The sequence below is a fragment of the Tsukamurella soli genome, from assembly GCF_039541155.1.
Taxonomy (GTDB): Bacteria; Actinomycetota; Actinomycetes; order Mycobacteriales; family Mycobacteriaceae; genus Tsukamurella; species Tsukamurella soli.
Genome location: NZ_BAABFR010000041.1, coordinates 1 through 14,235, shown reverse-complemented (window position 1 = coordinate 14,235; position 14,235 = coordinate 1). Strand labels below are relative to the sequence as shown.

General features: G+C 69.8%; 14 protein-coding genes and 1 pseudogene. 9 read left to right on the top strand and 6 right to left on the bottom strand.

Going from position 1 to position 14,235, the window contains the following annotated elements; all coding sequences use genetic code 11:
• The first annotated feature begins 109 nt into the window (after nt 1-109).
• Together ABD908_RS14050 and ABD908_RS14045 are read left to right on the top strand one after the other, a co-directional pair.
• On the top strand, nt 110-427 hold the full coding sequence (locus tag ABD908_RS14050) for a 2Fe-2S iron-sulfur cluster-binding protein (RefSeq protein WP_344996799.1): 318 nt from the start codon (nt 110-112) through the stop codon (nt 425-427).
• A 2-nt stretch (nt 428-429) separates the two neighbouring features.
• The gene (locus ABD908_RS14045; protein ID WP_344996796.1) at nt 430-1,653 is read left to right on the top strand and encodes an NAD(P)/FAD-dependent oxidoreductase; all 1,224 of its coding nucleotides are present in this window, start codon (nt 430-432) and stop codon (nt 1,651-1,653) included.
• 9 nt (nt 1,654-1,662) lie between these two features.
• Here ABD908_RS14045 and ABD908_RS14040 read toward each other — a convergent pair whose 3' ends face one another.
• From ABD908_RS14040 to ABD908_RS14030, 3 genes are read right to left on the bottom strand one after another with little or no spacing between them, the layout of a single operon-like run.
• A complete protein-coding gene (locus ABD908_RS14040; RefSeq protein ID WP_344996793.1) occupies nt 1,663-2,166 on the bottom strand; it encodes a pyridoxamine 5'-phosphate oxidase family protein in 504 nt (167 codons plus the stop codon).
• Between the two features lie 2 nt (nt 2,167-2,168).
• Nucleotides 2,169-3,290, bottom strand: coding sequence for an NAD(P)H-dependent flavin oxidoreductase (locus tag ABD908_RS14035; RefSeq protein ID WP_344996790.1), 1,122 nt, complete (start codon nt 3,288-3,290; stop codon nt 2,169-2,171).
• Nucleotide 3,291: 1 nt separating this feature from the next.
• Nucleotides 3,292-4,965 (bottom strand): acyl-CoA synthetase, encoded by a 1,674-nt coding sequence (locus ABD908_RS14030; protein ID WP_344996787.1) that lies wholly within the window; start codon nt 4,963-4,965, stop codon nt 3,292-3,294.
• A gap of 114 nt (nt 4,966-5,079) precedes the next feature.
• Between ABD908_RS14030 and ABD908_RS14025 the strand changes: the two genes are divergently transcribed.
• A complete protein-coding gene (locus ABD908_RS14025; protein WP_344996784.1) occupies nt 5,080-5,910 on the top strand; it encodes a crotonase/enoyl-CoA hydratase family protein in 831 nt (276 codons plus the stop codon).
• Nucleotides 5,911-6,027: 117 nt separating this feature from the next.
• On the opposite strand, the gene ABD908_RS14020 is transcribed toward ABD908_RS14025, so the two are convergent.
• The gene (locus ABD908_RS14020; RefSeq protein WP_344996781.1) at nt 6,028-7,641 is read right to left on the bottom strand and encodes an AMP-binding protein; all 1,614 of its coding nucleotides are present in this window, start codon (nt 7,639-7,641) and stop codon (nt 6,028-6,030) included.
• A gap of 104 nt (nt 7,642-7,745) precedes the next feature.
• Between ABD908_RS14020 and ABD908_RS14015 the strand changes: the two genes are divergently transcribed.
• The 6 genes from ABD908_RS14015 to ABD908_RS13990 all read left to right on the top strand — a co-directional run bounded on the left by ABD908_RS14015 (nt 7,746) and on the right by ABD908_RS13990 (nt 13,159).
• A complete protein-coding gene (locus ABD908_RS14015) occupies nt 7,746-8,711 on the top strand; it encodes a Zn-ribbon domain-containing OB-fold protein (protein ID WP_344996778.1) in 966 nt (321 codons plus the stop codon).
• Nucleotides 8,711-9,775, top strand: a complete 1,065-nt coding sequence (locus tag ABD908_RS14010; RefSeq protein ID WP_344996775.1) for a thiolase domain-containing protein — start codon at nt 8,711-8,713, stop codon at nt 9,773-9,775. The genes ABD908_RS14015 and ABD908_RS14010 overlap by 1 nt, the downstream gene beginning before the upstream one ends.
• Nucleotides 9,772-10,935, top strand: a complete 1,164-nt coding sequence (locus tag ABD908_RS14005; RefSeq protein ID WP_344996772.1) for a thiolase domain-containing protein — start codon at nt 9,772-9,774, stop codon at nt 10,933-10,935. The genes ABD908_RS14010 and ABD908_RS14005 overlap by 4 nt, the downstream gene beginning before the upstream one ends.
• Before the next feature lie 65 nt (nt 10,936-11,000).
• Complete coding sequence (locus ABD908_RS14000) at nt 11,001-11,573, top strand: hypothetical protein (RefSeq protein ID WP_344996769.1); 573 nt, start codon at nt 11,001-11,003, stop codon at nt 11,571-11,573.
• Nucleotides 11,574-12,106: 533 nt separating this feature from the next.
• Entirely contained in the window at nt 12,107-12,598 is a 492-nt protein-coding gene (locus tag ABD908_RS13995; RefSeq protein ID WP_344996766.1) for a hypothetical protein, read from the top strand.
• Nucleotides 12,599-13,159, top strand: coding sequence for a DUF6036 family nucleotidyltransferase (locus tag ABD908_RS13990; protein ID WP_344996763.1), 561 nt, complete (start codon nt 12,599-12,601; stop codon nt 13,157-13,159).
• A gap of 481 nt (nt 13,160-13,640) precedes the next feature.
• Here ABD908_RS13990 and ABD908_RS13985 read toward each other — a convergent pair whose 3' ends face one another.
• Both ABD908_RS13985 and ABD908_RS13980 read right to left on the bottom strand, forming a co-directional pair.
• Nucleotides 13,641-13,826: a hypothetical protein gene (locus ABD908_RS13985; protein ID WP_344996760.1), complete on the bottom strand. Its 186-nt coding sequence runs from the start codon at nt 13,824-13,826 to the stop codon at nt 13,641-13,643.
• Between the two features lie 164 nt (nt 13,827-13,990).
• A pseudogene (locus ABD908_RS13980) lies at nt 13,991-14,235 on the bottom strand (IS630 family transposase); the annotation flags it as partial.

Genomic DNA, 14,235 nt, shown 5'->3' with positions numbered 1-14,235 from the left:
CCTCCTCCGATAATTCCGTGGAAGCTACACGATAAGCTCCGCTTTTCCTTCTATAGCGGGCGCGGCAGGATGAGTTGTCAGTGACGACTACTACATCCAGGAGCGGATCATGCCGTGCATCACATACCTTCATCCCGATGGGCGCCGCGACGAGATCGCCGTCGATGCGGGCACGACCGTCATGCGCGCAGCGGTGGGCAACGGCATCGAAGGCATCGTCGGTGAATGTGGTGGGCAGGCGATGTGTGCAACCTGCCACGTCTACATCGACTCGGACATCGAGCTTCCCCGAGCATGCGAGGACGAGGAGGAGATGCTCGAGTGCACCGCTGCCGAGCGCTTGGCGAACAGCCGCCTCGGCTGTCAGCTGCGAGCGGGAGAGCACTTCGACGCACTCGTAGTACGTCTGCCCGAACGGCAGGTCTGAGCATGTCGACCGAGCGAGGCGCGGAGGGTCGGGCGGCGGTCGTCATCGGTGCCGGCCACGCCGGGGTCACCGCTGCGACAGCCCTCCGCGAGCGCGGATGGACTGGACACGTCGTGCTCCTCGGCGCAGAGGACCGGGCGCCGTACCAGCGCCCGCCGCTCTCGAAGGGCTACCTGTCGGGCAGGGAGAGCGAGCACGACTTCCAGCTGACGTCGACGACATCGCTCGAACGCAGAGGCATCGAGTACCGACAAGGGGTACAGGCGATCGATATCGATCGAGAGAGGCGTCGTGTCCTCGACTCCGAGGGCGGCGCGCTCGCCTACAGCGCGCTCATACTCGCCACCGGAGCGCGTGCCCGGCGCCTCGGCGTGCCGGGCGAAGAGCTCATCGGCGTGCACTCCCTGCGGTCGGCCGACGACGCCGTCGCTCTTCGTGCTCGCTTCGCGGCAGCCCGACGGATCGTGATCGTGGGCGGAGGGTATCTCGGACTCGAGGTGGCCGCCGCGGCGTCCGCTCACGGCGACGTGACCGTACTCGAGCGTACGTCGCAGCTGCTTCACCGCTCGGCCAGTGCGCCGATCGCGAGCCGACTCGCGGCCGGCCACCGTCACCGCGGTGTCCGCATCCTCTACAACGCCGCGATCGCGGCGTTCGAAGGCATTGATGGGCGGATAGCCCGCGCGGTGCTCGCCGACGGTCGCATCCTGCAGGCCGACCTGGTCGTCGTGGCGGTCGGCGCAGAGCCGGATTGTCGCCTCGCTGCGAGGGCCGGGCTCGCGGTCGACCGAGGTGTCGTGGTCGATGACCGACTTCGCGCCGCCGATCCGCACATCCGCGCCATCGGCGACTGCGCCCGGTGTCCGAACGCGCACGCCGCACGACCGATACTCCTTCAATCCGTACAGAACGCTGTCGATCACGCACGCTACGTCGCAAGCGATCTCGCCGACGGCGAGCGTGCTCCGTACGAGGCTCTCGCGTGGTTCTGGAGCCGTCAGTACGACCTGAATCTCCAGATCGCGGGCATCGCCGATCCCGACGACGGCGTGGTGCTCGTCGACTCACAGGAACACGACAAGACCGTCGCGGTCCGGGTGCGCGACGGCCTGATCACTGCCGTCGAAACCCTCAACAGCCCAGGCGTACATGTTCGTGCACGCCGCTTACTCGCACAGGGACCCGTCGCCCTGGACCGCGCCGCTACGTCGCGATTGAGCGCATGACCGGACGCATCAGCCCTCGTCGAACTCGGCCGTCGAGCCGCCGACGGGGATCGCGGGCAGGCCGAGCTTGCGGTGATCCCAGGTCCGGGTGCGAGCCGCCCGCACCCGCACGCAGACCCGCTTGTCCATCATCGCGTCGACGCCGGGACGCTGGTCGTCGGTGTATGGTCCGACGTACCGCTCCCACATCGCGATCCCCAGTCGCAGAACGGCCTGCGCCTCGTCGGTGAGCTCGGCGGATCCCTCGATCTCGACGCCCCGGAGTGAGTCGTACGTGCGTCCCGCCTCGACGAGCACCGAGACGCGCGGGTCGCGCCGCAGGTTGACGGCCTTCTGCGACTTGGCCTTCGTCTCGAACCACAGGTCACCGTCGAGCACGGCATACCACATGGCCACGAGGTGTGGCTGCCCGCCGAGCCCGACGGTGGCGAGCGTCGCCGTGCGGCTGCGTGCGAGGAACTCCCCCGCTTCGTCGGCGGTCATCGCGACCTGTGCGCGCCGGTTGATGCCCATCGTCACCGCGCCGGCTGCACGCGGGCGGCCTGCACCCGGTCGGCGGCCTCGTCGAAGCCCGATACCAGCTCGGCCATGATCTCGGCCACCGACCGCACCGAGTTCATGCGCCCCACGATCTGACCGACCGGCATCGCGACCACCGACGGATCGTGCGACGCGTGGATCCGCCGGTGCGCCTCGCCCACGAGGATGTTCTGCAGCGGCATCGGCAGGGGCGCAGGCGCACCCGGCTGGGCCCAGGCGTCGGTCCAGCGGGTACGCAGCAGCCGTGCCGGCTTGCCCGAATAGATCCGGGTGCGGACGGTGTCGGCGGACGTCGCCGCCACCAGCGCCTGCTGCATCGTCGCCGAGTTCGCGTGCGTCTGAAGGTATTCCGTGGTGGCGAGCCAGTACGATCCCATCCACACGCCCTGCGCGCCCAACGCCAGCGCGGCGGCGATCTGCCGCCCGGAACCGATGCCGCCGGCGGCGAGCACGGCGGCGTCGGAGCCGACGGTGTCCACGACCTCGGGGAGCAGCACCATCGACGCGATCTCGCCGGTGTGTCCCCCCGCCTCGTACCCCTGCGCCACGACGATGTCGACGCCGCCCTCGACGTGCGCCCGCGCGTGGGTGGCACGGCCGGCCAACGCGGCGACCTGCACTCCGCGGTCGTGCGCGGCGGCGATCACGTCCTGGGGTGGGGACCCGAGTGCGTTGGCCACCAGCGAGATCCGGTGGCTCAGCGCGACCTCCACATGCGCGCGGGCCACCGAGTGCAGCCAGCCGAGCACCCCGGCGGCACCGTCGTCGCCCGCGGGGAGCTCGGGCACGCCCAGCTCGGTGAGCGTCCGCTCGACGAAGGCACGGTGCTCCTCGGGGATGTAGCTCGACAGATCGGCGGCGGTGCCCTCGGTGGGCACCTTGTTGGGCATCACGATGTCGACGCCGTAGGGCCGGCCGTCGGTGGTCTCGTCCATCCAGTCGAGGACGCGGTCCAGCTCGTCCGCGTCGTTGAACCGGACGCAGCCGAGCACGCCCAGTCCGCCGGCGCGCGATACCGCCGCCGCGACGTGCTCGGACGGGGTGAAGGCGACGATCGGGTACTCGATGCCGAAGCGATCGCAGATCGGTGTGCGCACGTCAGCGCCCCTGGACCGACGGTACCGCGGGGATCGCGGTCTCGGGGGTCGAGGTGGTGTGCCGGGTAGCCCACGGGTAGTCGGGCTTGCCGCTGGGCTGCCTGTGCACCCGGTCGACCAGCCACACGCTGCGCGGGACCTTATAACCGGCGATCTTGGTGCGGGCCTGCCGCAGGACGGCGGGGATGTCGAGCTCGACACCGTCGCGGGCCTGGATGAGCGCACCCACCCGCTGCCCGAGGCGGTCGTCGGGCACGCCCACGACCAGCACGTCGAACACGTCGGGGTGCGACTTGATCGCGCCCTCGACCTCCTCGGGGAAGACCTTCTCGCCGCCGGTGTTGATGCAGCCCGAGCCGCGCCCGAGCAGCGTGAGGGTCCCGTCCTCCTCGTACCGCGCGTAGTCGCCGGGGATCACGTACCGCTTGCCGTCGATCTCGGCGAAGATCGTGGCGGACTTGACCGGGTCGTTGTAGTAGCCGATCGGCACGTGACCGGTGCGGGCCATCCGGCCGGTCGCGCCCGGCGCCATCGGGACCAGCGCACCGTCGTCGTCGATGAGCGCCGCCTGCGCGCTCGGGTTGACCCGTGGCCCCTGCGTGTAATCGACGCCGCGCGCCACGATGCCGATCCCCACGAAGCCGCTCTCGGAGGAGCCGATCGCGTCGGTGAGGAACAGGCTCGGGAACGTGTCGAGGTACTCCTCCTTGAGCGACTGCGAGAACAGCGCCGCGTGGGAGGTGAACGAGACGAGCGACGAGGCGTCATAGTGGCCGGCCTTGTACGCATCCATCAGCGGTCGGGCCATCGCGTCCCCGACCACGGTGAGGATCTGGACCCCGTTGTCCTGCACCGCCTGCCATACCACGTCGGGGTCGAAGTGCGGGACCAGCACGACGGTGCCGCCGCCGAACAGGTTCATCATCGCCGCCCACTGCGCCGCGCCGTGGATCAGCGGCGACGCCGGCATCGCCACCATCCCCGGCCCCTGCGCACCCATCTTCGAGGGTTGCCACTCGTCGGTCACGTATTCGCCGGTGATGAAGTTGATGCCGCCGCCCAGGGTGCGGTACACGTCCTCCTGGCGCCACATGACGCCCTTCGGCCGCCCAGTGGTGCCGCCGGTGTACAGGATGTACAGATCGTCCGGGCTGCGCTCGGCGAAACCTCGCTCGGCCGACTGCGCTGCGAGCGCCGACTCGTAGTCGGCGACGCTCACCGCTGCGCCGCCGGCGGCGCGCAGATCCTGGAGTGCGGTGTCGCCGTCGCCGTCGGTCCCGTCGTCCACCACGACGAGGGTCCGCAGCAGCGGCGCGTCCGGGAGCACCGCCGCGACCCGGCCGGCGTACGGTCGCTCGAAGACGAGCGCCTTCAGGTCGGCGTTGGTGAAGATGTGCCGCAGCTCGTCGGCGACGTACCGGTAGTTGACGTTGATCGGTATCGCCCGCAGCTTGAACGCCGCGAACATGGTCTCGACGGTCTCGATCGAGTTGCGGGAGTACACGCCCACGTGGTCCCCCGCACCGATCCCGCGTGCGGCGAGGTGATGCGCCAGCCGATTGGCGCGCTCGTCGAGCTCGCGGTAGGTGACCGTGCGGCGCCCGCAGACGAGGGCGGTGCGGTCGGGCATGGCGTCGACGGAGTGCTCGAGGAGATCGGCCACATTGAAGCTCATGGAATCAAAACTAGAACATGTTACTGTTCGGCGTGGTGGGTTTTCGGAACTCGCCGCAAACTCTTCTCCCGGGGAATTCCTCGGTCCCTGTCCCCGACCCGGAAGGCGGACGAGATGACCACCAGCCAGGCGAGCGCCGACGGGTCGGTCCCCGGCGGCGAGGTCCCGCACGCCCTCGTGGAGCAGCGCGGCCACACCCTGATCGTGACCATGAACCGGCCACACGCGCGCAACGCGCTCACCGGTGAGATGCTCTCGATCATGGTCGACGCGTGGGACCGCGTGGACCGGGATCCCCAGATCCGCAGCGCCGTCCTCACCGGAGCCGGCGGCGCGTTCTGTGCGGGCGCCGACCTCAAAGCCATGGCCCGCAGCGACCCGGGCGCCGCGATGTCCGGTGGTGGCTGGGACCCCGCCCGCATCCCCGGACTACTCAAGGGGCGCCGCCTGACGAAGCCGCTGATCGCCGCGGTCGAGGGCCCCGCGATTGCGGGCGGCACCGAGATCCTGCAGGGCACCGACATCCGGGTCGCGGGTGAGAGCGCGCGGTTCGGCGTCTCGGAGGCCCGCTGGAGCCTGTACCCGATGGGTGGCTCAGCGGTGCGGCTCCCCCGGCAGATCCCGTACACCGTCGCAGCCGAACTGCTGCTGACCGGCCGGCACATCACCGCCTCCGAGGCAAAGGACATCGGGCTGATCGGTCACGTCGTGCCCGACGGTGCCGCGCTCGACAAGGCGCTCGAGCTGGCTGCGCTGGTCGACGCGAACGGTCCGCTCGCCGTCGCCGCCATCCTGCGGGCGATGCGCGAGACCGAGGGGATGCCCGAGGAGGAGGCGTTCACCGTGGACGCCCGGCTGGGGCTGGAGGTGTTCCGCAGCGCGGACGCCAAGGAGGGGCCGCGTGCCTTCGCGGAGCGGCGGAAACCGAGGTTCACCGGCCACTGAGCGGGTTCGCCGGCCACCGAGCAACATGTGCACCGTTCCGTCGGCGCGCGGGCGCCGACGGAACGGTGCACATGTTGGTTCCGGGGGCAGCGGTCGCCGACGGAACGGCGCACATGTTTAGTGGTACCGCGCGCGGAGTGCCTTCTTGTCCGGCTTGCCGAGGGCGCTGACGGGGATGGCGTCGACGAAGTCGACGGACTTCGGCGCGTACACCGATCCCTTGCGGTCGCGGACGAGCGTGGTCAGCTCGGCGGCGTCGGCGGACCTGCCCTGCCGCAGCACGACCACCGCTTTCACCGCCTCGCCCCAGCGTTCGTCCGGCACCCCGATCACGGCGACCGCCGCGACGGCCGGGTGTGCCGACAGGACGTCCTCGACCTCGCGCGGGTACACGTTGAAGCCGCCCGTCACCACCATGTCCTTCTTGCGGTCGACGATGTACAGGAACCCGTCGTCGTCGAACCTGCCGACGTCGCCGGTGTGCAGCCATCCGCCCCGCAGCGCCTCGGCGGTCTGCTCGGGCTTGTTCAAGTAGCCCTGCATCACCAGCGAGCCGCGGACGCAGATCTCCCCCGACTGCCCCTTCGACACCGGCTCGCAGTCGTCGTCGAGCAGGGCGACGTGCAGCCACGGGACGGGGCGGCCGCAGCTGGTCAGCAGTTCGGGCCGGCCGAGGTCGTGGTCTCGCTTCCGGAGTACGGAGATCGTCATCGGGCATTCCGCCTGGCCGTAGAACTGGAAGAAGATCGGCCCGAAGCGCTCGATCGCCTCCGCCAGCCGCGTCGGTGAGATGGCCGATGCGCCGTAGTACACGGTCTGCAGGCTGGACAGGTCGTACTCGCTCAGCCGCGGGTGATCCAGCAGCGCGTACAGCATGGTCGGGACCAGCATCGTCGCAGTGATCCGGTGCCTCTCGATCGCCTCCAGCACACGCTCGGGATGGAAGCCGGGCAGCACCACCATCGAGCCGCCCTGCATGCTGATCGGGTTCCAGAACGCCCCACCGGCGTGGCTGAGCGGTGCGCAGGCGAGAAACCTTGTGTCCGCGGGCCACTCCCACTCCGTGCGCTGGATCCGCAGCAGCGCGGAACTGCCCGCGTATCCGAGCCGCACGCCCTTGGATCTGCCGGTGGTGCCTCCCGTGTAGGCCAGGCTGAGGGTCGCGTCGGGGGCGACGACGGGGGCCGTCAGCGGCGCGGGGTCGTATCGCGCTGCCTCGGCGACGAGGTCGGTCCCGGCCCGGGTGGGTCCGAACGCGAGGAGATTTCGCAGGCCCGGCACCCGTGCCTGCAGCTCGCCGGCCCGTTGGTCGTAGGTGTCGGGGTCGTAGATCAGCGTGTCGATACCCGCGTCCTCGAGGACGTACGCGTGGTCGTCGAGCGAGCCGATCGGGTGCAGCGCGGCGAACCGCACCCCCGTCACCAGGTTCGCGCCTTGGGCGAACAGGACTTCCGGGCGGTTCGCGGACAGGATGGCGACGGGGCTGCCCACGCCGAGCCCGTGCGCCCGGTACGCCTGCGCGTAGCGGCTGACGGCGTCTCGCATCTGCGCGTACGTCAGCTCGGCGCATCCTCCGTCGGCTCGCTCGCCCGGGTCGTCGCCCCCGTCGCTTCGCTCGCCCGGGAGGTAGACGGCGGTCCGATCGGCGTAGGTCTCGAGCGACCGGATCATGATCTCGACGGGCATCGGATCGCGGTACAGGGTGTCGGCCGCGGCCGGTGAATCGGGCATGGGTGGCCTTTCGACGAGGAATCGACACTCCCGACGATAGGCGATGCGGACCGGTCGGAATACCGCCTTGCGGCGAAAAACAAGAACGTGTTTCACTTGCAGGTGTGACGGTAGAGAACGCGACGCTCGCTGCGCCGCTCGACATCGGATTCGACTACACCCGGTCCCTCGGCCCGGTGTTGGGCGCCTTCATGACCGGCCTCGCTCGGCGCCGGATCGTCGGCGGCCGCGATTCCGCGGGCCGCGTGCACGTGCCGCCGCTCGAGTTCGACCCCGTCACGGCCGCGCCGCTCGACGAGTTCGTGCCCGTGTCCGACACCGGCACCGTCGTCACCTGGTCGTGGTGTGCGCAGCCCGTCGCCGGCCAGCCGTTCGACCGGCCCTTCGCGTGGGCGCTGGTCCGCCTCGACGGTGCCGACACCGCGCTGCTGCACGCCGTCGACGTCGCGGGCCCCGCCGAGATGCGCACCGGGATGCGGGTACACGCCCGCTGGGCGGCGAGCCCGGTCGGGCACATCCGCGACATCGAGGCCTTCGTGCCCGGCGAGGGGGTGGGCGTGCCGGACGGGCCCGACGCTGACACCTTCGCGCCCGTGACGATGATCATCACCCCCGTCGATGTACACCTCGAGCACTCGGCATCGCCGGAGGAGACGCGGTACCTGCGCGCCATCGCGGAGGGCCGGTTGATCGGACAACGCTGTCCCGTCTGTCGTCAGGTCTACTTCCCCCCGCGCAGCGCCTGCCCCATCGACGGCGTGCCGACCACGGCAGAGGTCGAGCTGCCGGACACCGGGGTGGTGACCACCTTCTGCGTTGTCAACGTGCCGTTCCTGGGGCAGCGCATCGCGCCGCCGTACGTGGCCGCGTACATCCTGCTCGACGGTGCCGACATCCCCTTCCTCCACCTCGTCCTGGGCTGCGACCCCGCCGAGGTGCGGATGGGCATGCGCGTCCGCGCGGTATGGCGGCCGCGCGAGGAGTGGGGTGTGACCCCGGCCAACGTCGCCCACTTCGAGCCGACCGGCGAGCCGGACGCGCCCTATGAGACCTTCGAACGGCACCTGTGATGAGCGACTTCTCCCCCGCCGACGTGGCCGTGGTCGCGTTCGCCCAGACCCCGTCGCTGCGGCGGGCGCAGACCACCACCAACGGCGTCGAGATGCTGATCCCCCTGTTCGCGGACGTGTTCGCGCAGACGGGACTGACGAAGTCGGACATCGGCTTCTGGTGCAGCGGCTCGTCGGACTATCTCGCCGGCCGGGCGTTCTCGTTCATCGCCGCGGTCGACGCCATCGGCGCCGTCCCGCCGATCAACGAGTCGCACGTCGAGATGGACGCCGCGTGGGCCCTGTACGAGGCGTGGGTGAAGATCCGCACCGGTGAGGTCGAGACGGCGCTGGTGTACGGCTTCGGGAAGTCGTCGGCCGGCACGCTGCGTCGCGTGCTCGCCCTGCAGACCGACCCCTACTCGGTGGCGCCACTGTGGCCGGACTCGGTGTCGATCGCCGGCCTGCAGGCCCGCGCGGGGCTCGATGCCGGCCGCTGGACCGAGACGGATATGGCCGCGGTCGCGGCGCGCAGTCTCGGCACCCGGAATCCCGCGGCCCAGCGGAGCGCAGATGTGAACGCCGCCGAACTACTCGCCGAACCGTACGTCGCGGATCCGCTGCGCCGGTACGACATCGCGCCGGTCACCGACGGCGCCGCCGTGGTGGTGCTGGCCGCGGTCGACCGTGCCCGCGACCTGGTGGAGCGGCCCGCGGTGATCACCGGAATCGAGCATCGGATCGACTCCCCCGCGCTGGGCGGGCGCGACCTCACCGAGTCGCCGTCGACGGTGGCAGCCGCCCGCGCCGCCGAGGCCGACGGCGTGGAGGTGGCCGAGCTGCACGCGCCGTTCAGCCATCAGGAGCTGATCCTCCGGGAGGCGATCGGGCTCGGCGACGGGGTGCGGATCAACCCGTCGGGCGGCGCCCTGGTGGGGAACCCGATGTTCTCGGCGGGGCTGGCCCGGATCGGCGAGGCGGCGGGCGCCATCCTGCGCGGTGAGGCGCGGCGGTCGCTGGGACACGCCACCAGCGGTCCAGCGCTGCAACAGAATCTGATCGCTGTGATGGAGGCGGGCGCATGAGCGGCAAACCGGCTGCGGTGCTGGGTACGGGCCAGACGCACCACCGCGCGAAGCGCCTCGACGTCTCGATGGCCGGCCTCATCCGCGAGGCGGTCGGCCGTGCCCTCACCGATGCACAGGTGACCATCGACGAGATCGACGCCATCGTGATCGGTAAGGCCCCTGACCTGTTCGAGGGCGTCATGATGCCGGAGCTGTTCCTCGCCGATGCCCTCGGCGCGGTGGGTAAGCCGCTGCTGCGGGTCCACACCGCGGGTTCGGTGGGTGGTTCGACGGCGATCGTGGCCACGTCGCTCGTCCAGGCCGGCGTGCACCGCCGGGTGCTGACGGTGGCGTGGGAGAAACAGTCCGAGTCGAATGCCATGTGGGCCCTGTCGATCGGCGTGCCGTTCACGGTCCCCGTCGGCGCCGGGGCGGGTGGGTACTTCGCGCCCCATGTGCGCTCGTACATCCGGCGCTCGGGCGCACCGGCGCATATCGGTGCGATGGTCGCGGTCAAGGACCGCCTGGCCGGCGCCCGAAACCCCTACGCGCACCTGCACCAGCCGGACATCACGCTCGAATCGGTGCAGGCGTCCCAGATGCTGTGGGACCCGATACGGTTCGACGAGACGTGCCCGTCCTCCGACGGTGCCTGCGCCATGGTGATCGGCGATGCAGACGCGGCGGAGGCGTCGAACGGGCCCGTCGCCTGGATCCATGCCACGGCCATGCGGACCGAGCCGCTCGCCTACGCCGGACGTGACCAGGTGAGCCCGCAGGCCGGGCGCGCCGCCGCCGCTGCGCTGTGGCGTGCCGCCGGCATCGTCGATCCGCTCGAGGAGGTCGACGTGGCCGAGATCTACGTCCCCTTCTCCTGGTTCGAGCCGATGTGGCTGGAGAACCTGGGGTTCGTCGAGGCGGGGCAGGGGTGGAAGCTGACCGAGGCCGGTGAGACGGCGGTCGGCGGACGGCTGCCGGTCAACCCCTCCGGCGGCGTGCTCTCGTCCAACCCGATCGGCGCGTCCGGCATGCTGCGGTTCGCCGAGGCGGCCAAGCAGGTGATGGGCGCCGCGGGGGCCTGTCAGGTCGACGGCGCCCGTAAGGCCCTCGGGCATGCGTACGGCGGTGGGTCGCAGTACTTCTCGATGTGGCTGGTGTCGTCGGAGAAACCGTCCTGACGGGCCGGCCGCACCTCGGTCTCACCAGCATCGATTTGCGGACTCGATCAGGCTAGCCTTGGGCGGTGTCCGCGCCCCAGTTCATCTTCCTGATCCGTCACGCCGAGAAGCCGGTCGAGGTCGGTGGCACGACGTACGACGGGATCGACGTCACCGGCAGCCCGAACCCGCACTCCCTCATCCCCCGGGGATGGCAGCGGGCCGGTGGGCTGGCAACGCTGTTCGACACGGCCGTGGGCACGATGCGCACCGATCTGGCAGTACCCGGCAGGTTGTACTCGCCCGACTATTCCAAGCCGGGGAAGACGATCAACCACCGCACGTACGAGACGATCCTGCCGCTGAGCCGGCGTCTCGGGCTGGCCATCGACACCTCCCATCAGGAGGGGCAGGAGGCGCAGCTGGCGGCTGCGATCCTCGCGAGCGGTGCCGAGGTCTGCCTGGTGGCATGGGAGCACGGCCACATCCCCGCCATCGCGGCCGCCATCCCCGTGGTGGCCGGCACCGCGGTGCCGACCGCATGGCCCGTCGACCGCTTCGACGTCGTCTGGCGGTTCACTCTCGCCGGCGGCGACGGTGCCGCGTACCGGTTCGCCGCTCTGCCGCAGTCGCTGCTGGCGGGCGACGGCCCCGTATGATCCGCGACGCGGGCGGTTGGTGTCAATGCCGTGCAGTTAGCGGTTGGTGGTGCGGTCAAGGATCGATCACGAGGTGTGTCGTGATGCGTGTGTGGTGATTGCGTCGATCGATGGGGCCTCCGGCGCGGTGTTTGGAGATGGCGCGTTCGACCACCAGTACGCCGCCGGCGGGACGACGGACGTCGACAATCTTGCCTTCGTGTGGTCTGACAGCGATCCCGCACTGAAGAATCCGCTGGTCAGAGATCTGGGAATCGATGTGGTGTGCTCTACGGAAGGTTGGTTGGCTAGCACTCGTGTGCCCCCTCGCGACTGATCGTCGGGCCGAGCTTCCCGGGGATGGCGGTACCGCGATCGCGTCGCACGACGATCCTCTTCTGTGATCGACGCCACCCATGCCGCCCGAGGCAGTCCGCGCCGTCCGGCAGGCGATCCACGTCTCGACCGACCGGGGTCTCGGCCTGCAGCCGCAAGACTTCTCCGGGTACGTCTGAGAGAATAGAGGCGCGACAAGCCGGAGAGGAGGTGTGGTCGTGGTGTTCCAAGGCGAGGTCCTATCGATCGGCGCGATGCTGAATGCTGCCCGCTCCACGCCTGAGGTCGCACCGAACCCGAGCATCGGCGTGCGGCACACCGCCGCGCAGAACGCCGCCGCCTGCCGCGCTCTCATCGACAACGGCGACACCCTCGACGCGTGCTGGCGATTCGGCATCCTCCAGACCCTGGACGACTACACCTCCGCCCTCCGTCGGGGCGGCGCCCACCTTGCGGCCGGGATGTTCGCCGACCAGCCGCCCCGCACCGGCTCCCTCGAGGTCGATGCCGCATTCGCCGCTCTTGCCGACTACCTCGCCGTGCGTGACGGCTGGGGGCCGCCCGCCTGGGCGCTCGACCCCTCGCGCTCCACCACCGCCTGGTACCCGGCAGTCCCGGCGATCTTCCACGCCGACGCCGACCACGAGAGTCCCGAGGCGTTTCGGCGGCGCGGGATTCTCATCACCTCCCGCTCCCTGGCGAGGGCATGAGTGAGCGAAGGCGGGCAGCTCGACGCGGACGGGGTGCGCGCCCTGTTCCAAGAGCTGTCCGACCGACTCGCGGCAGTGGGGGTGGCGGCGCAGTTGTTCGTCGTCGGCGGAGCAGCGATGGCACTGGCCTATGACCGTGACCGGCTCACCCGTGACGTGGACGCGCTGTTCGTCCCCGCCCCCGAGGTACGACGCATCGCCGAGGAGATGAGCGGCCCGCACGGGCTGGAACCGGACTGGCTCAATGACGCCGCCAAAGGGTTCCTGCCCGGCACCGACGAGCACCCTCGCACCGTGTTCGAGTCCGAATCGTTGCTGGTGCAGGTGCCCTCGCCGGAGTATCTGCTGGCGATGAAACTGCACGCCTCCCGCGACGACCGCGACCTCGATGACGCCGCACTGCTGTTCAACCGCCTCGGGTACACATCCGCACAGGAGTGCATCGACCTGCTCACCGACACCTATCCGGCCGGCCGGCTCCTTCCGCGCCATCGCTACATCGCCGACGAAGTCGCCGCCCGCGCACACGCCCGCCGCGACAGGCCGGGACGCAGCCTGTAGCAGGAACACTCCCACCTGTCGGCGACCGCGGCACGTCAGAGCCGCAGAAACAGGCCGGTCAGGACAAGACCACTCTCGGGTTCCCAGGGGGTGCTGCTAAGAACTTGTCGGCAACCTTACCTTCGCCTGCTCTCACTACTGTCCAATTGGGAAGAACTTGCTGGTCAGAGAGCTGATCGCCGGTGGGGTGCGGTTTGGAGACTGTCAGTATCCGTGATGTTCGCGTGACTATGGCATCGGAGCGGCTATGACGGCGCCTTCCGCGGGCCGGTGCGCGCAGCTGCCCGCACTCGGTTGCCCCTCACCGCCCACGTCGAGTGATCGGGGCTGATCCTGCCGAGTACCCGCAGCATGAGTGCGACACGGTTGGCGTTTGTCGGCCGGTCCGGGCGCCGCACCCGATCGGCTGGCTGAGTTATCGGAAGCTGTCGGGGGGTCGGTGCTGCGACGCAGCCACCGGCCTGGGAATTACCGGCTTGCCCTATTTCGTCTCGTTTGGATGGCTGGTGTGTACCTGCTCCAGGTAGACCGTGCGGTCTTCGACGAAGAACCAGATGCGGGCAGAGCCCTTGAGTGTCGGCTTGTGTTGCCATCGCTGATGAACCTCCCCGCCGCGGGTGACCGTCGCGAGGTCGTCCCGCATCGGATAGTTCGTGGGGGTGCGCACGAGAGGCGTCCGTGTCAGGAAGTCCCAGGCATCGGACAGCGGGCCGCGGATCGTCGCCGCGAGATCCTGCCAACCCCTGCGTGCGCCAGCAGTCGCGAACCTGATCTCGTACTCGGTCTTCTTCGGAGGGCGGGGTACGAGTTCTCCACGTTTGCCGGCCGCTGCTAGTGTTCTGCGCCGTTAATTCGTTTCAGGTATCTGGCGATGGAGGCGAGAATGTCTTCGGCGGTCTTGGTCCAGATGAAGGGTTTCGGGTTGTCGTTCCACGCGCTGACCCAGCCGCGGAGGTCGTTCTCGAGGGCTTGCACGCTGCGATGGTCGGCGCGTTGCAGTAGCTCGCGGGTGACTTCCGCGAAGAGCCGTTCGACTTGGTTGATCCAGGACGAGTAGGTCGGCGTGAAGTGCATCT